General features: G+C 68.4%; 16 protein-coding genes and 1 riboswitch. Of the genes, 5 read left to right on the top strand and 11 right to left on the bottom strand.

Annotated features, from left to right (window positions below):
- Positions 1 to 4: 4 nt before the first annotated feature.
- Together BA895_RS20530 and pseB are read right to left on the bottom strand one after the other, a co-directional pair.
- A complete protein-coding gene (locus BA895_RS20530) occupies positions 5 to 1,108 on the bottom strand; it encodes a DegT/DnrJ/EryC1/StrS aminotransferase family protein (RefSeq protein WP_254666589.1) in 1,104 nt (367 codons plus the stop codon).
- A gap of 20 nt (positions 1,109 to 1,128) precedes the next feature.
- Positions 1,129 to 2,115 (bottom strand): UDP-N-acetylglucosamine 4,6-dehydratase (inverting), encoded by a 987-nt coding sequence (gene pseB, locus BA895_RS20525; RefSeq protein WP_070193753.1) that lies wholly within the window; start codon positions 2,113 to 2,115, stop codon positions 1,129 to 1,131.
- A gap of 156 nt (positions 2,116 to 2,271) precedes the next feature.
- On the opposite strand from pseB, the gene BA895_RS20520 reads away from it, so the two are divergent.
- On the top strand, positions 2,272 to 3,348 hold the full coding sequence (locus BA895_RS20520; protein WP_070193752.1) for a PseG/SpsG family protein: 1,077 nt from the start codon (positions 2,272 to 2,274) through the stop codon (positions 3,346 to 3,348).
- Positions 3,345 to 4,793, top strand: coding sequence for a cytidylyltransferase domain-containing protein (locus BA895_RS20515; protein WP_070193751.1), 1,449 nt, complete (start codon positions 3,345 to 3,347; stop codon positions 4,791 to 4,793). Before BA895_RS20520 ends, BA895_RS20515 begins: the two co-directional genes overlap by 4 nt.
- 42 nt (positions 4,794 to 4,835) lie before the next feature.
- Here BA895_RS20515 and BA895_RS20510 read toward each other — a convergent pair whose 3' ends face one another.
- From BA895_RS20510 to BA895_RS20490, 5 genes are all read right to left on the bottom strand, one after another.
- Positions 4,836 to 5,237, bottom strand: a complete 402-nt coding sequence (locus BA895_RS20510) for an adenylyltransferase/cytidyltransferase family protein (RefSeq protein ID WP_070193853.1) — start codon at positions 5,235 to 5,237, stop codon at positions 4,836 to 4,838.
- A gap of 100 nt (positions 5,238 to 5,337) precedes the next feature.
- Positions 5,338 to 6,150, bottom strand: coding sequence for a CDP-alcohol phosphatidyltransferase family protein (locus tag BA895_RS20505; protein WP_070193750.1), 813 nt, complete (start codon positions 6,148 to 6,150; stop codon positions 5,338 to 5,340).
- 25 nt (positions 6,151 to 6,175) lie between these two features.
- Positions 6,176 to 8,305 (bottom strand): DUF5941 domain-containing protein, encoded by a 2,130-nt coding sequence (locus BA895_RS20500; protein ID WP_070193749.1) that lies wholly within the window; start codon positions 8,303 to 8,305, stop codon positions 6,176 to 6,178.
- Entirely contained in the window at positions 8,302 to 9,045 is a 744-nt protein-coding gene (locus BA895_RS20495; protein ID WP_070193748.1) for an ABC transporter ATP-binding protein, read from the bottom strand. Before BA895_RS20495 ends, BA895_RS20500 begins: the two co-directional genes overlap by 4 nt.
- Positions 9,045 to 9,845, bottom strand: a complete 801-nt coding sequence (locus tag BA895_RS20490) for an ABC transporter permease (protein WP_070193747.1) — start codon at positions 9,843 to 9,845, stop codon at positions 9,045 to 9,047. The genes BA895_RS20495 and BA895_RS20490 overlap by 1 nt, the downstream gene beginning before the upstream one ends.
- Positions 9,846 to 10,153: 308 nt before the next feature.
- On the opposite strand from BA895_RS20490, the gene BA895_RS20485 reads away from it, so the two are divergent.
- Both BA895_RS20485 and BA895_RS20480 read left to right on the top strand, forming a co-directional pair.
- Complete coding sequence (locus BA895_RS20485) at positions 10,154 to 12,973, top strand: CDP-glycerol glycerophosphotransferase family protein (RefSeq protein WP_070193746.1); 2,820 nt, start codon at positions 10,154 to 10,156, stop codon at positions 12,971 to 12,973.
- A complete protein-coding gene (locus BA895_RS20480; RefSeq protein ID WP_070193745.1) occupies positions 12,970 to 14,223 on the top strand; it encodes a glycosyltransferase in 1,254 nt (417 codons plus the stop codon). Before BA895_RS20485 ends, BA895_RS20480 begins: the two co-directional genes overlap by 4 nt.
- 43 nt (positions 14,224 to 14,266) lie before the next feature.
- On the opposite strand, the gene BA895_RS20475 is transcribed toward BA895_RS20480, so the two are convergent.
- The 4 genes from BA895_RS20475 to BA895_RS20460 all read right to left on the bottom strand — a co-directional run bounded on the left by BA895_RS20475 (position 14,267) and on the right by BA895_RS20460 (position 20,476).
- Positions 14,267 to 16,834, bottom strand: coding sequence for a glycosyltransferase (locus BA895_RS20475; protein WP_070193744.1), 2,568 nt, complete (start codon positions 16,832 to 16,834; stop codon positions 14,267 to 14,269).
- A 74-nt stretch (positions 16,835 to 16,908) separates the two neighbouring features.
- Positions 16,909 to 17,895 (bottom strand): glycosyltransferase family 2 protein, encoded by a 987-nt coding sequence (locus BA895_RS20470; RefSeq protein WP_070193743.1) that lies wholly within the window; start codon positions 17,893 to 17,895, stop codon positions 16,909 to 16,911.
- Between the two features lie 145 nt (positions 17,896 to 18,040).
- On the bottom strand, positions 18,041 to 19,207 hold the full coding sequence (locus BA895_RS20465) for an acyl-CoA dehydrogenase family protein (RefSeq protein WP_070193742.1): 1,167 nt from the start codon (positions 19,205 to 19,207) through the stop codon (positions 18,041 to 18,043).
- Positions 19,208 to 19,216: 9 nt separating this feature from the next.
- Positions 19,217 to 20,476: an acyltransferase gene (locus BA895_RS20460; RefSeq protein WP_083283609.1), complete on the bottom strand. Its 1,260-nt coding sequence runs from the start codon at positions 20,474 to 20,476 to the stop codon at positions 19,217 to 19,219.
- A 150-nt stretch (positions 20,477 to 20,626) separates the two neighbouring features.
- Positions 20,627 to 20,741: riboswitch (SAM riboswitch) on the top strand.
- Positions 20,742 to 20,823: 82 nt separating this feature from the next.
- Here BA895_RS20460 and BA895_RS20455 point away from each other — a divergent pair.
- Entirely contained in the window at positions 20,824 to 22,146 is a 1,323-nt protein-coding gene (locus tag BA895_RS20455; protein ID WP_070193852.1) for a bifunctional o-acetylhomoserine/o-acetylserine sulfhydrylase, read from the top strand.
- Positions 22,147 to 22,215 lie beyond the last annotated feature (69 nt).

Below are 22,215 nucleotides of genomic sequence, written 5' to 3'. Positions count from 1 at the left end.
GGTCTCAGCCTCGCAGGGCGGTCGTCACCGAGTCGATGACCCGGTCGATGTCGTCGTCGGTGAGCTCGACGTGCATGGGCAGTGAGAGCTCCTCGGCGTAGAAGGCCTCGGCGTTGGGGCACATCCCGCGCCGCATCCCGAGGTCCTCGAAAACGGGGTGCCAGTAGACCGGCAGGTAGTTGACCTGCACCCCGACGCCGTCGGCGCGCATCGCCTCGAACACCGTGCGTCGTCTGCCCTCGAGCACCCGCAGGGGGTAGAGGTGCCAGATCGGGTCGACGTGCGCTCGCCGGGTCGGCAGCCGGATGCCGTCGACGCCGGCCAGACCCTGCTGGTACCGGGCGAACACCTCGGCCCGCCGTGCCTTGAAGGCGGAGAGACGCCGGAGCTGGCTGTGGCCGAGAGCGGCGAGCACGTCGGGGAGCCGGTAGTTCAGGCCCCACTCGTGCACCTCCTGGTGCCAGGGGCCTTCGTCGGGGTGACGCAGCAGGTCAGGGTCGCGAACCAGCCCGATGTTGTGGAAACGATGGGCGCGAGCACCCAGGTCGGGGTCGAGGGTCGCGACCGCCCCGCCCTCCGCCGTCGTGAGGTTCTTGGTCGGGAAGAACGAGAACGTCGTCAGGTCGGCGAGGGAGCCGACCGGACGCCCCCGGTAGGTCGAGCCGATCGAGTGCGCCGCGTCTTCGACGACCAGTGCACCTGCGCGAGAAGCGATCTCGTTGATGGCGTCGATCTCGATCGGGTGACCGGCATAGTCGACCCCGGCGATCACGGTCGTGCGGTCGGTGACCGCGGCCGCCACGGCCTCGGGGTCGATGTTCGCCGTGTCCTCCTCCACGTCGACGAACCGCACGGTCGCGCCGAGCGCCAACGCGCTCGATGCCGTGGCGACGAACGTCATCGGGGTGGTGACGACCTCGTCGCCCGGCCCGACCCCGGCCGCTGCGTAGGCGACGTGCAGTGCGGCGGTACCGCTCGTGACGGTCACACAGCGGTCGGCGCCGGTGAGCTGCTCGAGAGCCCTCTCGAACGCCGCGACCGTCGGCCCGGTGGTCAGCCAGTCGCCGCGCAGCACCGTGGCCACCGCCTCGACGTCGTCGTCGTTCACCGACTGCCGACCGTACGGGATCACTGTTTCTCGCTCTCGAGGATCGCGACCATCTCCTCGCCACTGAACCACTGGTCGTTCGTGTCGGAGGTGTAGTGGAACCCCGAAGGCACGGGCACCCCGCCCTCGGGCGGCTGGTAGCCCCACGAGGCCAGGTCGGGCTGGAGCACGTACCGGCTACCGAGCCGCAGGGCTCGCCGGCCCTCCTCCGCCGAGATCATCTCCTCATGGAGCTTCTCGCCCGGGCGAAGGCCGATCTCGTGCATCTCCGCCCCCGGCGCCACGGCCTGGGCCAGGTCGGTGATCTTCATGGAAGGGATGCGGGGAACGTAGAGCTCACCACCTTGCATAGTCTCGAACGAGTCGATGACGAAGGCCACGGCCTGGGGCAGGGTGATGAAGAAGCGGGTCATGCGCAGGTCGGTGATCGGCAGCGACTTCCCCTTCTTGGCCAGCTTGCGAAAGAAGGGAATGACCGAGCCGCGTGAACCCATGACGTTGCCGTACCGCACGACGCAGAAGCGGGTGGGGTAGGCGGCGGCGTAGTGGTTTCCCGTGATGAACAGCTTGTCGGCCGTCAGCTTGGTCGCGCCGTAGAGGTTGATCGGGGAGCTGGCCTTGTCGGTGGACAGCGCGACGACCTTCTTCACGCCGGCGTCGATCGCGGCCTCGATCACGTTCTGCGAACCGACGATGTTCGTCTTGACGAACTCCCACGGGTTGTACTCGGCCGTGTCGACCTGCTTGAGGGCCGCGGCGTGCACGACATAGTCCACACCGTGCATCGCCCTGTCGAGCCGGTGCTGGTCGCGGATGTCGCCGATGAACCACCGCAGACGGGGGTCGTCGTCGAAATGCTGGCGAACCTCGTACTGCTTGAGCTCGTCGCGGCTGAAGACCACGACCCGCGACGGCTGATGACGGGCGAGGATCTCGCCGATGAACGCCTTGCCGAACGAGCCGGTACCGCCCGTCACGAGGATCGAGGACCCCTCGAGAATGCTCATTGAAGATCTTCCTGGTCAGCCAAGCCGGTAGCCGCCGACGGCAGCAGTCATGAGACGACGGTTCGACGCCAACGCGAGATTAACACCGGAGCAACACCCGGTGAGTGGCCTGAACGTGGACGGCAGATGGCCTGCCCGTGAGGCACACTGGGCCCCATGCCGTTCCACGTCGTGCTGCGCTGTGACGGTCGGCCCGATCTCGGGGTGGGTCACCTGATCCGCTGCCTTGCCCTAGCCGACGAGCTGCTGATGCGGGGGGCCGGAGTCACCCTGGTCGGTGATGTCGTCGGAGTGCCCTGGGTGCAGGAGCAGCTCGTCGGGCGCGGCCTGACGCCGGTTGTCCCGCCGCCCGGCCCCGACGGACTCGCCGCGTTGGCCCGTGAGCTCGGGGCCGATGCCGCCGTGCTCGACGGCTACCACCTCGACCCGGGCACCGGCGTAACCCTGCAACAGGCGGGCCTCACCGTGCTCGCCATCGTCGACGGGCCGTTCGGAGCCGCACAGTCAGCCGATCTCTACCTCGACCAGAACCTCGGCGCCTCGCAGGTGTCGGGTCCCGCGGTGCCGCGCGATGCCCTCCACCTGCTCGGCCTCGACCACGTCTTGTTCCGCGACCAGATCCTGGAACACCGCCGTTTCGCTGAGGTCGTGCGGGCCGACCCGCCGCGCGTGCTCGCGCTGTTCGGGGGAACCGACGCGACCGGCGCCGCGCCGGTCGTGGTGCCGCTCATCGTCGAGACCGGGCGACCGGTCCACGTGCTCGCGGTGGCCGCGCGGCCAGCGATCGCCGAGGCTCTCGCCGCCGTTGCCACCGGTGAACAACAGCGCATCGAGGTTCTCTCCCCCACGCCTGCGATCGCCGAGCTCGCAGCCACCTGCGACCTCGCCGTCACCGCGGCGGGAACCTCGGTCTGGGAGCTGCTCTGTCTCGGGGTACCCGCCGCCCTCGTGTGCGTCACGGACAACCAGCGCGTGGGCTACGACGCCGTCGTCGGCGGGAACGTCGCCCTGGCGGTCGGTCACCTCGACCGGCTGCGCTCTGACCCGTCAGCCCGGCGCGGCGCGGTCACCGCGCTACGACGGGCGCTCGATGATCCTGACGGTGGCCGGCGACGGTCGCTGCACGGCAGCCGCCTCGTCGACGGGCGCGGGCGGGTGCGCGTGGTCGACGCCCTGCTCCAGGTCGCCGCCCGTCGACACTCGGCTGACGTTGTGACGAACGAGGTGCGATGAGAACCCGAGTCGTCATCCAGTCACGGCTGAACAGCTCGCGGCTGCCGGGCAAGGCGTTGCTGACGATGGGCGGGATGCCGCTCGTCGAGCTGGTCGCCCGGCGGGCGGCCCGCAGCGGTCACGAGGTCGTCGTGGCCACGAGCGCCGAGCGTTACGACGACCGCATCGCGGCGCACCTGGCCTCCGTCGGCATCGCCGTCGTTCGCGGTTCACTCGACGACGTGCTGGCTCGCTTCGGGCAGGCGACCGCCGACCTCGACGACAGCGACCGCGTGGTGCGGCTGACCGGCGACAACCCGGTCGCCGACGCCGACCTCGTCGACGACCTCCTGACGGCGGTGGCGGCGTCAGGGCACCGTTACGGCCGCATCGACATCGATCAGGTGCCGGAGGGGCTCGGCGCCGAGGTCTTCCTCGTGTCCGACCTGCGCCGTGCGACCCGAGAGGCCACCGAGGCCTACGACCGAGAGCACGTCACGCCGTGGCTGCGCCGGACCCTGGGCGAGCTGCTGCACGTGCCGCCGGGGTCGCCCACCGACGTGAGTGCGTACCGCGCGACCGTCGACACCCTCAGCGACTACGTTCGCGTCTCCGCCCTGTTCGACGGCGTAGCGGACCCGGTCGCCGTTCCGTGGCAGCAGCTGATGGGCGAGCTGTCCCTGCAGGTCGACGCGCTCGGGCCGCGGGTGCCGCTCATCGACAGCGAGATCGGTCTGGTGTCGCGCGTCGTGCTGTCGTCACGTCACTTCGCGAACCCGCCCCAGGGCACGGGGTCTGCGGCCTGGGCCGAGCACCTGCGCGCGCTGCTCGCCGGTGCGATCGACCGGGGGGTCACGCACGTCGACACCGGGCTGAGCCCGGCATCCGACATCAGTCCCACCGCCATCGCTCGCACCGCCATCGTTCGGCAGCCGGTCGACCTGCTGCGCGCCATCACCGACCCGGCTCTGAACAGACGGTTCGCGGTGGTGTGTCGCGTCGTGCCTGCAGCGGCCGGCTCAGGTGACGCCTGCGATGCACAGCAGGCGCTCGAGGCTGTCGTGGAACGCACGTTGGCTGGGCTGGGTCGTCGCGGCCCGGTCGTGCTGGTGATCCCCGCCGACTCCACGCCCGCAACGTGGCAGCGCGCACGCGCCTACCTGGGCGAGGGGGTGGCCTCCTGCCTGGGCGTGCTCGTGACCCGCCGCAGTGACCTCGATGACCTCGATGACCTCGACCGCGACCTGTTCGACCGCGATGTTCGTTGGGTGGAGCTCGACCCGGCAGCCGGGCCGCTCAGCGCCCGTCACGAGCAGAAGATGGCCGACCTGAGCTCGCGTGGCGTCGTGGTGGCAACCCCCTGGCAACGCACCGACCCGCCACCGGCGGCGTGGGTGACCTGCGTGCTGGTCACCGAGGCCGAGGCGGATGCCGTCGAGCAGGCGATGGCCCTCTTCGGCCGGTGAGCGTGGCCACGGCGTGCTGGAACGCACTCGCCGCGGGGAGCCTCAGCCGAGGCTCGAGATGTGTTCGATCAGTCCCGTCGTCGACACCGAGGGAGTCCGTGGCAGGTAGACGACCTCGCACACGTCTGAGACCCAGTCGAACTTGCCGGCCCAGTCGTCACCCATGACGAGCACGTCGGCGCCGTGGTCGACGATGTACTCCTTCTTCCTCTCGAGCGACTCCTCGATGAAGACCTCGTCGACGACGGCCAGGCTCGAGATGATCTCGAGGCGTTCGTCCTGGTTGAACACGGGGGCTCGCCCTTTCTTGGCCACGTTGAGGGCGTCAGCCGAGACCCCGACGACGAGACGGTCGCCGAGCTCGGCGGCCCGGGCCAGCACCCGAACGTGCCCGACGTGGAACACGTCGAAGGTGCCGAAGGTGATGACGGTCCGGTTGGGCAAGATGGCTCCTCGGTGGAGGGCCCCGCACGACACAGGGCCTCGTTTGTGCCAGACGTTACCGGCCGAGCCACCCCGAGGAAGACTCGAACGGGCGTGTCGGTCAGTCGAGCCGTGAGCTCGTCACCACGCCGACGAAGTGGCCGCCTGCCGTCGCCAGAGCCGCGGGAACCATGAGCAGCAGCAGCCACTGGGTGCCCACGAGGTCATCTCGCCACGTGTCGACGACCGCCGCGAGAAAGATCAGGATGCTGGCCTCGATGGCGATGAAGGCACGATAGAACGGCACCCAGGACATCAGCTGACGGGCGCTGGCCAGGCCCGAGGACTTGGGCCGAGTCGTCTCCTTCACGTCGGCCAGCACCTCGCGCCCCGACTTCGCCCGGGCCACATGAACAAGGTCGGTGAACGACTTGGTGAGCAGCACGAGCACCGCGACGACGAACCCGAGCACGCTCCAGCCGTCGACGGCCAACGGCTCCGACCAGGTCCATGAGCCGGCGCGCAGCCCGAGGGCGATCGGGATCGCCGACTCGGTCACGTAGTGCCCCACCCGGTCGAGCCAGATGCCGGCCGGAGAGAAACGCTGCCGCCACCGGGCCACCTCCCCGTCGGAGCAGTCGAAGAGGATCTGCAGCTGCATCGCGACCATGGCGAGGAAGGCGCCGGTGAGGCCCGGTATGAGCAGGGCCACCGAGCCGAGGAGGCCGCAGGCGATCATCAGCCCGGTGACGCCGTTGGCCGTGATGCCCGTGGGCAGCAACAACCTCGTCACGTAGATCGAGAGGTGTCGCAGGTAGAGCGAGCCGGCCCAGTGCTCGGCGTTGTAGCGGGCGATGTGCTCGGGAGGCTGGGCGACGGCCCGGAGCTCGCTGATCGACGGGCGGTTGTCGGTGGGGTCGTGGGTGATGCTCATCGTGCCCCTCTCCCCCGGTAGCGGATCAATGGGAGTCAGCCTGAGGTCCCACCATCGACCGCCAAGAGTAGCGTGACTCCCCGAACCAGCCGAGCAGTAGGAGCGGCGTGGCGACGCCGAACAGGATCGCCGGGTTCCACCCGAGCGCCCACCAGAGCACGACGAGCAGCATCCGCCCCTCCACCCCGAGGGTCAGTCGCGCCACCCAGTCAGCAGGCCCTCGCCCCGTCTCGCGCACTCGGTAGGTGACGTCGTAGTGGTGCCAGGCGATCGCTCCGAACCACGCGTAGCCGACCCACTGCTGCGCCGGCGGCAGACCCGCAGTGACGCCCAGCACCAGGGCGCCTTCGCCGGCCACGATCCATCCGGGCAGCTGCCAACCGAGTCGGGAGCGGGCAGCCTTCACGCACCCCGGGCCGAGCAGAAACGCGGCCACCGCCACTGCCGCCACCGCGGCGAAGGGGCCAAGGGGTGCGGCGAGGCTCACCGGGTCGACGTTCAGGCCTGCGACGACGGACGCGAACCCCACGAGCAGCACCCCGACCCAGGCCACCACCACCGGAGCCCGTACGGCGGCGGCCACGCCCTGCGACAAGGGACCGAGATCCATCAGGAGGACCAGCGTGGCATCGGGGCGATCCGGGTCGAAGCCGTCGCACCCGGCCAGTGCGCGCACGATGCGACCGATGTGCGTCCAGAGGAAGGCCACCCCCACCGCTACCGCCAGGGCCACCAGGAGCACCACCGCGCTGCCGGTGAGCAACCCCACCGACATGATGAGATAGCGCTCGGCGATCGGCACGTGCAGTACCTGCTTGACCGTGCGCACCACGCGCGCCCGGCCCGTCACGGGCTCGGCGACCGAGTCGGACGCCCCAGCGGGGCCGCCGTCGTCACGTTGCGTGAGTGGCGTCGTGCGACCCGGTCGGGCAGCGGCGGCTCGCAACCGCGCGTGGTAGGCGTGATCCTCGACCTGACGGATCGTCAACACCGTGATGAGGGCGATCGCCAGGCCCCACAGGTCATGGCCCTGACGCACACCGACCACCGTGACCGTGGCGATGACCGCGAACTCCTTGATGCGGTCGCTCACCCCGTCGAGCCAGGCTCCCAGCTTGCTGTACGACCGGGTGAAGCGGGCGACCTCCCCGTCGACGCAGTCGACCACCAGTGACAGCTGCAGCAGCACGGCCGCCGCAGCGAAGGCCCACCGGGTGTCGAAGAGCACGAGGAGGGCAGCGATCAGGCCCAGAGCGAAGCTCACGAAGGTGACGACGTTGGGGCGCCAGTCGAGGCGCAGGCCCACTGCCGTCACCCGACGTGACACCGGACGCACGACCGCCCTGGAGAAGGCCCCATCGTCGCCTCGAGACGAGCTGCGCAGCCGCTGCTGCCATCCGGAACCCGACGCGGCGGTGACCTCCAGCCCGCCCTTCTCGACCGCATACAGCCCGAGAGGGAGGGCGACGACGGGCAGGCCCCCGCGAACCAGGGCCAGCAGGGCGAGGTCCATCGGTGCCACCTCACCCAGCTCACGGCCCGCCAGCGTACGAGCAGCGTCGCCCCACAGCACTGCAGCGCGGGCTCGATCGGCCCCGGAGACACGAAGCAACCCCAGCGCGTAACCGCTCGGGTGGCTCACCGAATGGCAAGCGGTGGCCGATGACTCGATGCGCCTGGTCCGCGAGACCCGCACGGGGGCGAGGGTGCCGTGGCGCGCGGCGCTCATTACCTGGGACGGCTCGAGGGTGACCGCAGCGGTCTGGGCTCCCGGCCCGTCGACGACATCGATCAATGCCACCGGGCTGAGGCTCAGGTCGGCGGCGCCGACGAGCAAGGGCACGACGTCGTTGTCAGCGGCCACTGTCGCCAAGCGCGCCAGGTCGGCCAACGCGTCCGCGGTAACCGACGGCCCGGAGACCGGGAGGCTCGGTACGGCTGTGCGCGGGTCAGGTGGCTCAGGGCCATCACTGCTCGGCCCGACCCGCACCACCACGCCGAGCTCGCGCAACGACGAGCCGAGGTGCCCCGTCGAGGCGGCCAGTCGGCCGTCGCCATCACGCGAGCCGACCAGTACCGCCTCGAAGCCGGGGTGGGCATCGTGCAGCGCACGGGCTCGCGCGCTCCCGACAACCGGTGGCTCGTCGAGCCTCACGGACCTTCCGTTTCGGCCCGGTACTGGTCGAGCACCTCGGTGATCGGTCCGTCACCGACCAGCCGACCCGACTTGAGGTAGAGGCCACGGTCAGCGAAGCGCTTGAGGTCACCCTCGCTGTGCGACACGAGGAAGAGGGTCTTGCCGCCGGCGAGCATGTTCTCCATGCGCTCGTAGCAGCGTTCGCGGAAGGAGCGGTCGCCCACGGCGAGCACCTCGTCGACGAGCACCACCGGCTGGTCGAGGGTGGTGATGAGGCCGAAGGCGAGCCGTACCTTCATACCCGACGAGTAGTGCCGGAAGGACTGGTCCATCGCGGACCTCACCTGGGGGCCCGCGAAGTCGACGATCTCGTCGTACCGCTCGTCGATCTGCTCGTTGTTCAGTCCGTGCAGGCCGGCGGCGAGGTAGACGTTGTCGCGCCCGGAGAGCTCGCTGAGGAAGCCGCCGGTCAGCTCGATCAGGGGGGCGACACCACCGCGAACCTTGACCGAGCCCTCGTCAGGAATGAGCGTGCCCGCGATCATCTTCAGCAGGGTGCTCTTACCGCCCCCGTTGCCTCCGACCAGCCCGACCGCCTCACCCTTGTTGACCGTGAAGGACACGTCCTTGAGGGCCCAGAAGGTGTCGCGAGGGGCGGTGTTGCGGCCCTTGAAGACGATCTCCCGAAGGGAGAGCTGCCGACGTCGGCTGCGATAGAACTCGATGCCCAGACCCTTGGCCTCGATGACCGGCTGCATCAGATCTCCTTGAGAACAGCAGGTTCGAGGCGCTTGAAGACGATCGTTCCCGAGATGAGGGTGATCACGGTGATGATGCCCGCAGACACGATGGAGGGGATGTTGAGCTCCTGCGGGAAGAAGCCCCCCCTGTACATCTCCAGAATCCCCGCCATGGGGTTGAGCAGCAGCACCTTCTGCAGCACCGGAGGAGCCGCATGGGCCCCGTAGATGATCGGAGTGGCGTAGAAGCCCATACGCAGCAGGATCCGGACGATGCGGGGCATGTCGCTGAAGATCACCGTGATCGGCGCGAGGAGCAGCCCGAGACCCACCAGCAGCAGGGCCTGCATGATGATGGCTACGGGCACCAGCACGATGCGGTAGTGGATCGTGGTCTCACCACGCAGGATGAAGACGAGGGCGAAGGCCGCCAGCACGGGGAGCGACAGCACGAACTCGATGCCCTTGGCGATGACCACCCGCACCACCCATAGCGGACGGGGCAGGTTCGTCGACCGCACCAGCCGCGCCTCGGCGAGCAAGGACCTCGAGGTCTCGTTCACCGACGAGCTGAACCACTGCCAGGCGAGGACACCGATCGTGATGAACAGCACGTAAGGCTGGTAGCCGACACTGCCCCGCTTGAAGATGTAGCTGAAGACGACGAAGTAGATCAGCGCCATGGCCAGTGGGTCGATGATCGTCCAGAGATAGCCGATGGCACTGCGCGCGTAGCGGACGCGCAGATCACGACGCACCAGCGTGTCGAGCACCTGTCGATGCCTGACGACACCTCGTACCTGCGGTAACAGGATCATCCTTCGGGCCCACCTCTGGTTGTGCCGCAGCCGCGGCGCGGCTCGAGGGCGCAAGAGACCCACGCCGAGCGACAGTGTAGGACGCACTGATCCGCAGCGGCTCAAGCACGCCCACGAGAGCCGACCAGACGTGTCGTCGGTCGGCCGAGCGCGCGCTCCTCCAGCCGGTGCCGTGGGCTATATTCGCCCTGACGGCGCTGTGGTACCTGGGTACTTACTGGCCGTCGAGGTGTCTTGTCACTGCCCGAGGCCAGTGGCCAGGTCATCGACAATCGACGTCCACGCCACCAGAAGAGTCTTCCCTGACAATGACGACCACCTCCCCGACCGTCAAGCTCCCTGACGTCTCCGTCATCGTCATCTGCTACAACGACGCGGCCAACCTTCCGACGGCGGTGGCCTCGGTGCTGCGGCAGTCGTTGCGCAACGTCGAAGTCATCATCTCTGACGACTGTTCCACCGACGAGACTCAAGAGGTGGCCAAGGCCCTGGTCGACTCCGACCCCCGGGTGAGGTATCACCGGCTGGCTCAGAACTCGGGAGGTTGCGGGGCCCCCCGCAACGAAGGCATCAGTCTGAGCTCGGCGCCCTACGTCATGTTCCTCGACAGCGACGACGAGCTGGAGCGGCACGCCTGCTACAACCTGGTCACCACCGCTCGGGCCCACGACAGCGAGGTCGTGTCGGGCAAGTGCAAGCGCCACTATGTCGCGACCGACAAATGGACGACCTGGTACGCGCCCCTCTATCGGGAGCGCAGACTGCTCGGCTCGGCCGAGGAGATGCCGGGCATCGTCTTCGACTCCATCTCGACGAACAAGCTCTACCGCCGTGAGTTCCTCGACCGTCACGAACTGCGCTTCCCCGTGGGCGTCAAGTACGAGGACCTCCAGTTCACGGCCAACGTCTACGCCAAGGCAGAACGTCTGGCAGTGATCCCGGAGACCGTCTACCACTGGCGCATCTACACCACCGTGATGCGCACCACCATCACTCACCAGCGCAGTGAGGTCAACAACCTGCGCGACCGCCTCAAGGCCATCGAGGTGGCGGCGAAGGTGTTCGACCAGAACGACAAGCCGAAGCTGCGTCATGAGCTGTATGTGAAGTTTCTGCGCCATGACGCACGGATCAGCATCGAAGATGTCGGCGACAGCGTCGAACCGGAGTTCCAGGCACAGATCCTGGCTCTGTTGGACCCGGCGCTGCGCGCCGTTCCGCGTCACTACTTCGACGGGCTCGAGGCGATGGAGCGGGTGGCCCTCGGAATGGCTCTGTGCCGCAGCGCCGAAGGGATCCGACAGGCCAAGAAGTTCGCACGGCACAAGGGCGCTCAGGCGGGCCGGCTGGTCTCGTCCGGCGACCGGGTGCTGTGGTCGCCCGTCGGCGACTGGACGCCGCCGCCCACCGGGTCGCTCGAGGAGTCCTTGACCGACCTCACCGACAACCCCATCCTGGAGACCCCCGCAGCATCGATTCGCCTCTACCACAACATCACCGCAGCCACTCCCCTGCCCAAGGGGGTCCGCATCTGCGGTGAGACCCACGACACCTTCGGCAAGTTCGCCCAGGGGCCGGCGCATCCGACGATGGATCTGCGCATCGCCCTGCGCGGCGGAACAACGACCCAGGTCGTCCCGGTGACGGTCACCTCGGTCGACGCGGAGGTCATTCGCTGGACCCTGGACCTGCTCGACTTCTCGGAGCGCAACAACCAGCACGGGACGCGCTGGTGGTTGTCCGTGCGAACGGTTCAGCAGGGCAGGGTCAACGACTCGCTGCTCTGCCTCGACGACGAGCTCCCGCCCGTCTTCTTCGCGGAGCCCAACGGCGCCACGAGGCTGCTGCGGGCCAGGATCCGGCTGTACGCCACCGGCGAGGGCGACGCCGCCCTGAGGCGGGCACGCGTGCCCGGGCGGGGCGCCAAACCCGCCCATGCCCTGCACCTGGCCGACCGGCTGAGGTCATCGCGCCGCGCCGGCAACAAGAAGCGCCAGGCTCGCGCCCGGATGGCCGCCTACAAGGCAGCGCGGCGGCTGCCGGTCGACGCCAAGGCCATCTTGTTCGACTCGCACATGGGCAAGCAGTTCTCCGACAACCCACGGGCCATCTCCGACGAGCTGGCCCGCCGAGGAACCGGCCTGAGGCTCACCTGGGACTTTCTTTCGCCCCAACGGCATGAGACCGGAGACCTGGCCGTCATCCGGCGTCACACCCTGGCCTACGCGATCGCGGTGGCGCGCTCAAAGTACATCGTCGACAACCAGGGACTGCCCTCGTGGGTGACCAAGCGCCCCGAGCAGATCCACCTGCAGACCTGGCACGGCACACCCCTGAAGAGAATGGCCCTGCACAAGCTAGAGAACATGCATCCCACGCCTGAAACGGTGGCGCGGATCACGGGAGAGGCAGCCTGGGATGCTCTCGTCTGCCCGTCCGACTACTTCGAAGCAACCTTCGTCGACGCCTACCGCTACACCGGGCACCTGATCCGTGGGGGCTCACCTCGCAACGACATCCTCATCAAACAGCCCGCAGCAGACCCGGCTTTCGCCGCGCGTCTCGACCTGCCGACCGACCGGACCGTCGTGTTCTACGCGCCGACGTTCCGCGAGAACCTCCGCAACCGGTCTCAGGCGGCCACGGTGCTGCTGGACCTCGATCGGTGGGTCGAGCAGTTCGGCCACTCCCACTACCTACTGCTCCGACCGCACTACCTCAACCGGTTCGACATCAAGCGGGAGTACGCCCCCCACGTCATGGACGTCTCACACGTCGAAGAGATCAGCGACCTCTACCGGATAGCCGACGTCATGATCACCGACTACTCCTCAGCCATGTTCGACTACTCCTGGCTCGACAAGCCGATCGTCATCTACGCCCCCGACTACCAGAAGTACGCACAGGACACGAGGGGAACCTACTTCGACCTTCGCGCCGAGTCTCCCGGGCCGTTCTGCGAGAAACAGGCCGGCCTGCACGAGGCCATCGCCAGAATTGCCGACCAACCGACCGCACACCTTGACGACCTTCATCGGTTCCGCGCGAAATACTGCGGAACCGAAGACGGCCAGGCATCGGCGCGGGCGGTCGACTACCTGCTCGAGGTCATGGCGGAGTCGCAATGAGCAGCGCAGTCGACGACGCGGTGGCCTCCGCACACCGGCCCCTGCCCACGCCGATCACCCGGGTCATCCTGGCCGGGATCGAACACTCGCGCCTGGGCGGCGTCGCGGGCTTCATGAACACGATGGCGCACGGCTTCCTGGGTCGCGGCTACACCGTGGGAATCATCGGGATGAAGCCCACCCCACCGGAAGAAGAGATCACCTTCGAACGTGACCCCCGCATCACGATGCGCACCGTCTACGAGACGGAGCCCCCTGCCTGGGTGTCGCTGCGCCGACGTGACCGGCTCAACCGGAGGAAGGTGGCCGCGTTCACGGCGTGGCAACGGTCTCATGATCAAGCCATCGAGAGACTGCGCCCCATCGTGTCGCAGTGGGGTCCCGAGACGCTGGTCATCTGCACCCAGATCTACGCGATGGAACACCTTGTGCCGGCGGGCCTCGAGACGGGGCGACCGGGCGGTCCCTTCGTGATCGCGCAGTACCACGGGTCCCGGGATGGCTCGGTCAGACAGAAGTCGATCCGTCGCCTGCGAACGTGGTACCGGGATGCTGACCGCCTCCTCGCACTGACGGAGAAGGACGCTCATCAGTTCCAGCAGCTCGACGGGATGAACAACACCGGCTGGGTTCCCAACCCGATCGCCCCGCCTCGCGTCACGACGTCACCGCAGCGGCGCAACGAGGTCATCTCCCTGAACCGGTACTCACCCGAGAAGTCCTTGGACTGGCTGATCCGCGCCTGGGGGGTGCTGTCTCCAGAGTTTCCCGACTGGAGACTGCGCCTCTACGGAGACGGCCCGCTGCGTCAGGACCTGGCCGCGCTCATCACGTCACTCGGGCTGGAGGAGACGGCTTTTCTGGAAGGGACCACCTCCGACCCCGAGACGGCCCTGCTGGGCAGCAAGGTCTACGCGCTCACCAGTCAGCACGAGGGCCTGCCCCTGACCATCGCTGAGGCGGCCCAGGCCGGAGTGCCATCCGTGGCCTTCGACTGCTCCCCCGGCATCCGGGCGCTCATCGACGACGGGGCCGACGGGATCGTCGTCGCGCGAAACCAGCTGGGGGGCCTGGTCAAGGGTCTGCGGGCGCTGATGTCAGACGACGACCTGAGGTCGAGCATGGGCGCCCGGGCCAAGGAACGGTCTGCGCGCTTCAAGCTGGACACGATCCTCGATCTCTGGGAGCACGAGTTCCGGTTGCTGGCCGGCACGAGCGACGCTGCGGCCGTGCGTGATCCGCTGAGCTGACGCTGACCGTGCAGCTGGCCCGGCCGCGGTCGCGAGCAACAGCTCAGACCCGAGAGCCGAGGGCCTCGACCAGCTCCTCGATGGTTTCGGCGTTGTAGCGGTTGGCGTCGAACGGCGGGGTGGGCACTTGACCCGCGAGAGCCGCACGAAGCCCGTCAGCGAGCGCAGCAACGGAACGACTGACGATGAGGCCGTCCTGCGGGCTGACCGCCGAGGACACCGACTCGAACGCCGTCGTGAGCACGGGTAGTCCGAGGGTGCGTGCTTCCAGGATCACCATCGGTTGCCCTTCGTAGTCGCTCGAGAGCACGAAACAGTCACATCGGGCCATGATCGACCACGGGTTCGACACCATCCCGGCGAGCAGCACCGACTCGCCCAGCCCGCGTTCGGCGATCTGGTGCTGCAGGGCATCGCGCAGCGGGCCGTCGCCGATGATCACGAGCTGGGTCTCAGGGTGTTCGGCATGCACGGGCGCGAACGCGTCGATGAGCCTCGCGTGGTTCTTCTCCGGTGACAACCGCCCCACGCTGACGAACGTGAACCCGTGGGCGCAGCCGTGTTGCTCGCCTTCCCCGCGTCGCTCATGCCGCCCGTCGGGCGGCGCGGTGGGCAGCATCCGCCTCAGCCGAGCGGGTTCGTCGGGTAGTGGCGCGGCCGCACTCGTCAGGACCCGGTCGGCGTCCACGGTGTTGCGAGCGGCGACGAAACACTCTGCGGGAGCCCACTGCCCGAGGTGGCGGGCGTTGATGTCCCGCAACGCGGCGGAGACCGACACGAGCCGGTCGAAACGTCGATAGGTGGCGAAGACTCCCGCCAGGTTGCGCCGATGCGGGTGGCGGCCCCCCACTTCACGCAGCTGGTCGGCCAGCAGGTCGTTGTGCAGCCAGATGGCTCGCGAGCCAGCGGGTGCGCCCACGACCAGGTTCGCCCAGAGCGGGGAGTAGCCGCTGAAGTCGATGACCTGGTCGAAGTGAGCCGCGCCCACCGTTCGTTGCCACTCCGACGCCAGCAGCCCCTCGAAAGCCAGGCGGTGCGAGGGCCGGATGCGGTCTGCCTCCCCGGCGAAGAGCCGTCGCCGGGTCAACCAGTTGACCTTGGCCGGGTTGAAGCCGCTGGTTCGCACGAACTGCCGTACCCGGGAGTCGATGAGCGCAGCGTTGGCGACCCGCTCCGGCACGATGCTCGCGTCGTAGACCACGGAGACGTCGAAGGCCTCATGGTCGAGGTTGCGCAGCAGGTTGAGGGCTGAGGTGGTGATGCCGTTCGACATCATGCCCCCGAGGTAGATCAGCATGGTCGGTCGGCCGTCGCCGGCGATGGCCCGGACCTCCACGCTGTCGGACCGTCCCCGCACCACGACATCGAGAACGCGCTGGGTCACTGCACCGTCCTCGTGTGCCGCAAAACGACTTCGGGCTGCTGCGTACGCCCCTAGGTGGCTCACCTGGGGGTCAGGCAGCTGCCCGGTACCCACGGCGTTGATGACCACAGACAGGTCTTCGACGTCGACCACCTGGGGGCCGGGCAGCTCTTTCTGGTCGAGATACAGACCACGGTGATCGTCGTACCGGGCCGCGTCAGGGGTGAAGAACACGATGGGCCGGCCCGTGGCGAGGAAGTCGAAGAAGATGCTCGAGTAGTCGGTGACCAGTACGTCGGTGATCGCGAGCACCTCGTTGGTCGGTACGTCGTTCGGCACGAGCAGACCCAGGAGCGACGGCTGCGTCGCGGCCAGGTCTGACACCTGCTGGTGCACCTTGAGGAGCACCCGGTGGCCGGCCGGCAGGTGCGCCGTGAGGCGGCGCACCCGGTCGGCCAGCTCCCTCGTCTCATCGAGCGGTCGATGGAAGGACTCGCCCTTCCAGGTCGGCGCGTAGAGCACGACCCGTTCCCCCGGTTCCACCGACACCCCACGGGCCTGCAACCGCCTCGTGACCTCGCCTCGACCGGCCTCGTCGAGCACCTGGCGGTCGGTTCGCGGGAACCCCCCCTCGATGATCTTCCCCGGGGCGACGTTGGCCAGGCGGTAGGCCTGCTCGTACATCGTTCTCGACATGAACGAAGACGACGACAGCAGGTAGTCGGCCATCATGAAGTTGCGCAGCACGTTGCCGGCGCCCGACGCCCCCTGCCGTTCGTCGTAGCCCATCCGCTTGAGCGGCGTGCCGTGCCACGTGTTGAGGTAGGTCTGCCCGGGCCGTTTGCCGAACTCGGCCGGGAACGTCGCGTTGTTGATGAGCAGCCCTGCCGTCGCCAACGCCCGGTGGTAGGCGCGCGAGCCCCGTCTGACGAACCGCACCCGCCGGTCTGCGGAGAACTCATCCGTGGTGCCTCGGTGGCGCCGCGGCTCATCGAGCACCCAGACGTGCTTGCGGTGCTGCTGCTCGGGATCAGCAAGGAGAGCCCGGAAGAGCGCTTCGGGACTGTCGAGCATCCCGTTGCCGGCGAACGACTCGTAGAGCACGTCGTCGGGCTCGATCGGCAGCGTCCGCACCCACGCCCGGTATTCGCTGAGCGGGGTCTCCGAGATCTTCCGAACCAGAAACCGGGGCAGATCCGGGGTCGCGAGGCGACGCACTGACGCGATCAGCGCCGCGGCACCAGGCATGAGCTCCCGATCAGTGTGGACGGACGGATGTCGGCTCACATGTTATGACGACTGCGCACCTTGGTGGCGGCGACTCAACGGGCGAGGCTCCTCGGGCTGGTGAGGAAGCCGAACCCCCAGCACCAGTGCATCGTCGCCAGCACCAGGGGCGCGACCAGGCGGGTGCGCACGGACTCCCCCGACGTGATCGCGACCCCGCCGACGACGACACTCGTGCCGTAGGCGACCGGGACGAGCCAGGCCGGTGGCCAGACAAAGCCGACCAGGGCCGCCGCCGTCGTTCCGAGCACCATCGCCGGCGGCGCCAGATAGCGCAGGTTGATGGTGCCCTCGTGGTGGCGAGCCACGACCCGTCGCCACCTGCCGTACTGGAAGTACTGCTTGGCCAGCGCTTTGAACGAGCCACGAGGTCGGTAGGTGACGCGCAGGTCGGGAGTGAACCAGACCCGCCCCCCGCTCTCGCGGATCCGGTGGTTCATCTCCCAGTCCTGAGCCCGCGTGAAGTGGATGTCGTAGCCACCGACCCGCTCGAGCGCGTCACGGCGGAACACCCCCAGATACACCGTCTCGGCCTCCCCCGCCTCACCGCCGACGTGGAAGGCAGAGCTACCGACACCAAGCCGGCTGCGCATGGCGCTGGCCACGGCGCGGCCGAAGTCGTCGGCGCCCTGGGCGTCCATGATGCCGCCCACGTTGTCGGCGCCGACCCGTAACAGCTCACGGACCGCCACCGTCACGTAGTCGCTCGGTATCTCCGCGTGGCCATCGACCCGAACGACGATCTCTCCCGTCGAGGCCGCGATGGCCGCGTTCAGTGCCTCGGGCGTTCTACCGGACGGGTTGGGCACGGTGTGCACCCGAGCATCGTGGGCCACGAGGTCAGCGGCCACCTCGGCCGTGCGGTCGGTGGAGGGCCCGATCGCGAGGACGATCTCGAGGTGACCGCGATAGTCCTGCCCCAGGATCATCCGCACCGCCTCACGCAGGTGCCGCTCCTCGTTGAGGACCGGCACGATGACGCTGACGGCCGGCAGCGCGGCAGGGTCGACGGATTCGCTCATGGTGACCGCATCATTGCGTAGATCCACGGCTGAGTCCTGCGGCACCCCGTGGTGATCGCAAAATCGGCTGGCCGTGGCCATGCCCCTGGCCATGCCCGTGGCCATGGCCGCTGTCGACCGGCCGACGCGGCTGCGCCGCACGCGATCAGCGCTTGAGCAGCTGGCGGGCCATGACGATGCGCTGTACCTGGTTGGTGCCCTCGTAGATCTGGGTGATCTTCGCGTCGCGCATCATCCGCTCGAGCGGGAAGTCACGGGTGTAGCCGGCGCCCCCCAGCAGCTGCACGGCATCCGTCGTGATCTTCATGGCGACGTCGGAGGCGTAGCACTTGGCCGCGGCTCCGAAGAAGGTCAGGTCGCTGTCGTTGCGCTCCGACTTCGCGGCCGCGACGTAGACCAGCTGCCGGGCGGCCTCGAGCTCCATCGCCATGTCGGCGAGCATGAACTGGATGCCCTGGAAGTCGGCCACCACCGAGCCGAACTGCCTGCGCTCCCGCACGTACGCGAGCGCCTGGTCGAGGGCCCCCTGGGCGATGCCGACCGCCTGCGCGCCGATGGTCACGCGGGTGTGGTCGAGCGTGCGCAAGGCGATCTTGAGGCCCTCACCCTCGGCGCCCACGAGGCGGTCCTCGGGGATGCGCACGTTCTCGAAGATCAGCTCGCGGGTCGGCGAGCCCTTGATGCCGAGCTTGCGCTCCTTCTCGCCGAAGGTGAAGCCCGCGTCGCTCTTCTCGACGACGAACGCGCTGACGTTGCTCCCGCGCTGTCCGTCGGGGTCGGTCACGGCGAGCACCGTGTAGAACTCGGAGACGCCGGCGTTGGTGATCCACGACTTCTGGCCGTTCAGCACCCAGTCGTCGCCCTCGCGGCGGGCGCGACACTTCATCGCCCCCGTGTCTGAGCCGGCCTCACGCTCGGAGAGGCCGTAGGAGAACGTCGACTCGCCGCGGGCGAGCGGCGGCAGGTACTTCGCCTTGATCTGCTCCGAACCGGCCAGGATGAGCGGCATCGAGCCGAGCTTGTTGACCGCCGGGATCAAGGAGCTGCTGGCGCAGACCCGGGCGACCTCCTCGATGACGATGCAGGTCGCGAGGGCATCGGCACCGACACCGTCGTACTCCTCTGCCACGTGCGGGGCGAAGAAGTCGGAGGCCACGAGTGCGTCGTGCGCCTCCTGCGGGTAGCGGGCCTCTTCGTCGACGGACGCCGCGTAGGGGGCGATCTTGTCTTCGGAGACCGCCCGGACCGCCTCGCGCAGGGCCTCATGGTCTTCGTTGATCCGGAACAGGTCGAACTCGGAATTCGTGCTCACGCACCGAGTCTACTCGCTGGTAGCCGTTGCTAGGACGTCCTCACGACTGCCCACCGCCGCGACTGCAGCGGGCGTGGGCCGACCGGTTGCCGGCTCCTCGGTCGCTGACGTCTCGGTCGCTGACGTCTCGGTCGCTGACGTCTCGGTCGCTGACGTCTCGGTCGCCGCCCGACTCGATGCCAGGCCGGCACGGACAGCCCGTCGAAGCGGCCCCGACAGGGGCCGCTCCACCAACCGGTGGATCAACCAGGCCAGCAGCAGCACGAACAGCATGGCCATGACGAGGGCCAGCCGGTCTGGGACACGTGAACGAAGCACCGAGATGGCCCACCATCCCCAGTACTCGTGAACCAGGTAGAGCGGGTAGGTCAGCGCCCCGAACCAGACAGCCGCCCGCCAGCTGACCAGGCGAAGCCTGGTGGTCGTCACCGCTGCCACCGCCAGAAAGCTCACGACAACGACGAGCGAGACGATCGTGGGATCGACCTCAGCCGCGTACTTCACGATCTCGGTGGAGGCATCGCCGGCCGTGGTCATCGCGAAGATCACCTGAACAGCGCACATCCCCGCCAGCAGCAGGCTCCAGCCCTCACGGTGCACGACGTAGAGCAGCATGCCGGCGCTGAAGAACGGGGCCCACTCCGAGATGAGCAGCAGCTCGAGGAACCCGCTCTGGGTGCGCGCGGCGATGGCGGCCACCACCGGCCAGGCCATGGCGAAGGCCAGCACTCGCGCGCGGGTGATCCCGACGACCATGAAGAGGGCGATGAGCGCGTAGAAACGCAGCTCGACCCAGAGCGTCCAGTAGACCCCGTCCACGTTGCGCACCCCGAAGGGCACCTGCAGCATGGTGAGGTTCACCAGGACCTCGCGAGGGCTCACGTCCTTCCACGGCGCCGGCAGCAGCACCAGCAGCAGCCCGGTGAGCACGACCCCCACCCAGTACGCCGGAAAGAGCCGGGCCACGCGCGAGGCCACGTAACCGGGCACATCGCGCCCCCATGCCGTCATCAGGATGACGAAACCCGATACGAAGAAGAACAGCTCGACACCGAGATAGCCGTACTTGGTGAACTGGTGCACGTTCGGGAAGACCGTGGTGACCCCTTCGGACCACGCCGGGCTCGCGCGTGCCGTGAAGTGGTAGAGCAACACCGCAAAGGCGGCGAGGAACCGCAACAGGTCCAGAAGGGACAACCGGGAAGGACGAGGCGGCGGTGGGCCGGGCGAGCTGGAGGGGGCATCCCGGCGCGTCTGGTCGAGAGGCATAGCCCGATCGTAATGAGTCACGGGCGAATCCGCTCAAAGCGGAGAAGCCGCACCCCGACAGGCCGACCGAGAACGCGCAGCCGTGCACCGACGTCCACGATGAGAACACTGGTTCCCACTCCGTGGACAGGTCGATCTAGTCTGTGAACAGGTCATGAGCGTCAGCGACAAGCCCCGGCTCGCTGGCCGGCAACCCTCCACCCGCGGTGGGGTGCCCCGGGTGAAGACCTGGCCCGTGGGCGCCGCCGACGGGCAAGCGCGGAGAGTCATCTCCGCACCGACCAGTAGTCGGCGTGCCGGGTTCGCTCGGTGCCCGACCTGCCGACGAAGCAGACGAGGAACCCACCATGAGCGACTCCCCCACCTGGTCCTTCGAGACCCGACAGGTCCACGCCGGGCAGGAGCAGGCCGACTCCGCCACCGGAGCCCGCGCGCTGCCCATCTACCAGACCACGTCCTACGTCTTCAACGACACCGACCACGCGAAGAACCTCTTCGCGCTCTCGGAGATGGGCAACATCTACACCCGCATCATGAACCCCACCCAGGATGCCGTCGAGAAGCGCGTCGCGTCGCTCGAGGGTGGGGTCGGTGCGCTGCTCGTCAGCTCGGGCATGTCGGCCACCTTCCTCGCGATCATCAACATCGCCCAGGCCGGCGACCACGTCGTGGCGAGCCCCGCCCTCTACGGCGGCACGTACAACCTCTTTCAGAACACCCTGCCCAAGCTCGGCATCGACGTGAGCTTCGTCGAGACCCCGGCGGATGCCGAGTCGTGGCGCGCCGCCGCCCGCCCCAACACCAAGCTGTTCTTCGGCGAGACCATCGCCAACCCGAAGTCCGACATCCTCGACATCGAGACGGTCGCGGCTGTGGCGCACGACGTGGGCGTGCCGCTCGTCGTCGACAACACGGTCGCCACGCCGTTCGTGCTCCGACCGTTCGAGCACGGCGCTGACATCGTCGTGCACGCGGCGACGAAGTACCTCGGCGGCCACGGCAACTCCATCGCCGGCGTGATCGTCGACTCCGGCCGCTTCGACTTCGGGGCCGACCCCGAGCGTTTCCCCGGCTTCAACGAGCCCGACCCGAGCTATCACGGCCTGGTCTACGCGCGCGACCTCGGCAAGGACGGCGCCTTCGGGGTGAACCTGTCGTTCATCCTCAAGGCCCGCGTGCAGCTGCTGCGTGACCTCGGACCGGCCATCTCGCCGTTCAACGCCTTTCTCATCGGGCAGGGCATCGAGACGCTCAGCCTGCGCGTCGAACGCCACCTGCAGAACGCGCACGCAGTCGCCGCGTTTCTCCAGGGGCACGCCCAGGTCGAGAAGGTCGTCTGGGCGTCGCTGCCCGGCGACCCCAACTACGAGCTGGCCCAGAAGTACGTGCCGCGCGGCGCCGGAGCTGTGCTGTCGTTCGAGATCGTCGGCGGCCTCGAGGCCGGGAAGAAGTTCGTCGAGGGGCTGACGCTGCACAGCCACGTGGCCAACATCGGCGACGTGCGCTCGCTCGTGATCCACCCCGCGTCGACCACGCACTCCCAGGGCCCGGATGCCGACCGGCTCGCTGCCGGCGTGACGCCCGGGCTGGTGCGGCTCTCGGTGGGGATCGAGCACGTCGATGACATCATCGCCGACCTCGAACAGGGCTTCGCCGCCGCCAAGGTCTAACCTTCGCCACCGAAAGAAGACGTCGAGAGGGCGTCTCGTGCTGCACGCCACGCCCTCTCGACGTCCTCA

The sequence above is a fragment of the Humibacillus sp. DSM 29435 genome (assembly GCF_001758225.1).
Classification (GTDB): Bacteria; Actinomycetota; Actinomycetes; order Actinomycetales; family Dermatophilaceae; genus DSM-29435.
This window is presented reverse-complemented; position numbering and strand designations above follow the sequence as displayed.

Coding starts and splice junctions, on each gene's coding strand:
- BA895_RS20490 (WP_070193747.1), bottom strand. CDS start 9,845: ATGATCCTGTTACCGCAGGTACGAGGTGTCGTCAGGCATCGACAGGTG.
- BA895_RS20455 (WP_070193852.1), top strand. CDS start 20,824: ATGAGCGACTCCCCCACCTGGTCCTTCGAGACCCGACAGGTCCACGCC.
- BA895_RS20460 (WP_083283609.1), bottom strand. CDS start 20,476: ATGCCTCTCGACCAGACGCGCCGGGATGCCCCCTCCAGCTCGCCCGGC.
- BA895_RS20505 (WP_070193750.1), bottom strand. CDS start 6,150: ATGAGCATCACCCACGACCCCACCGACAACCGCCCGTCGATCAGCGAG.
- BA895_RS20520 (WP_070193752.1), top strand. CDS start 2,272: ATGCCGTTCCACGTCGTGCTGCGCTGTGACGGTCGGCCCGATCTCGGG.
- pseB (WP_070193753.1), bottom strand. CDS start 2,115: ATGAGCATTCTCGAGGGGTCCTCGATCCTCGTGACGGGCGGTACCGGC.
- BA895_RS20485 (WP_070193746.1), top strand. CDS start 10,154: ATGACGACCACCTCCCCGACCGTCAAGCTCCCTGACGTCTCCGTCATC.
- BA895_RS20475 (WP_070193744.1), bottom strand. CDS start 16,834: ATGCCTGGTGCCGCGGCGCTGATCGCGTCAGTGCGTCGCCTCGCGACC.
- BA895_RS20515 (WP_070193751.1), top strand. CDS start 3,345: ATGAGAACCCGAGTCGTCATCCAGTCACGGCTGAACAGCTCGCGGCTG.
- BA895_RS20495 (WP_070193748.1), bottom strand. CDS start 9,045: ATGCAGCCGGTCATCGAGGCCAAGGGTCTGGGCATCGAGTTCTATCGC.
- BA895_RS20470 (WP_070193743.1), bottom strand. CDS start 17,895: ATGAGCGAATCCGTCGACCCTGCCGCGCTGCCGGCCGTCAGCGTCATC.
- BA895_RS20480 (WP_070193745.1), top strand. CDS start 12,970: ATGAGCAGCGCAGTCGACGACGCGGTGGCCTCCGCACACCGGCCCCTG.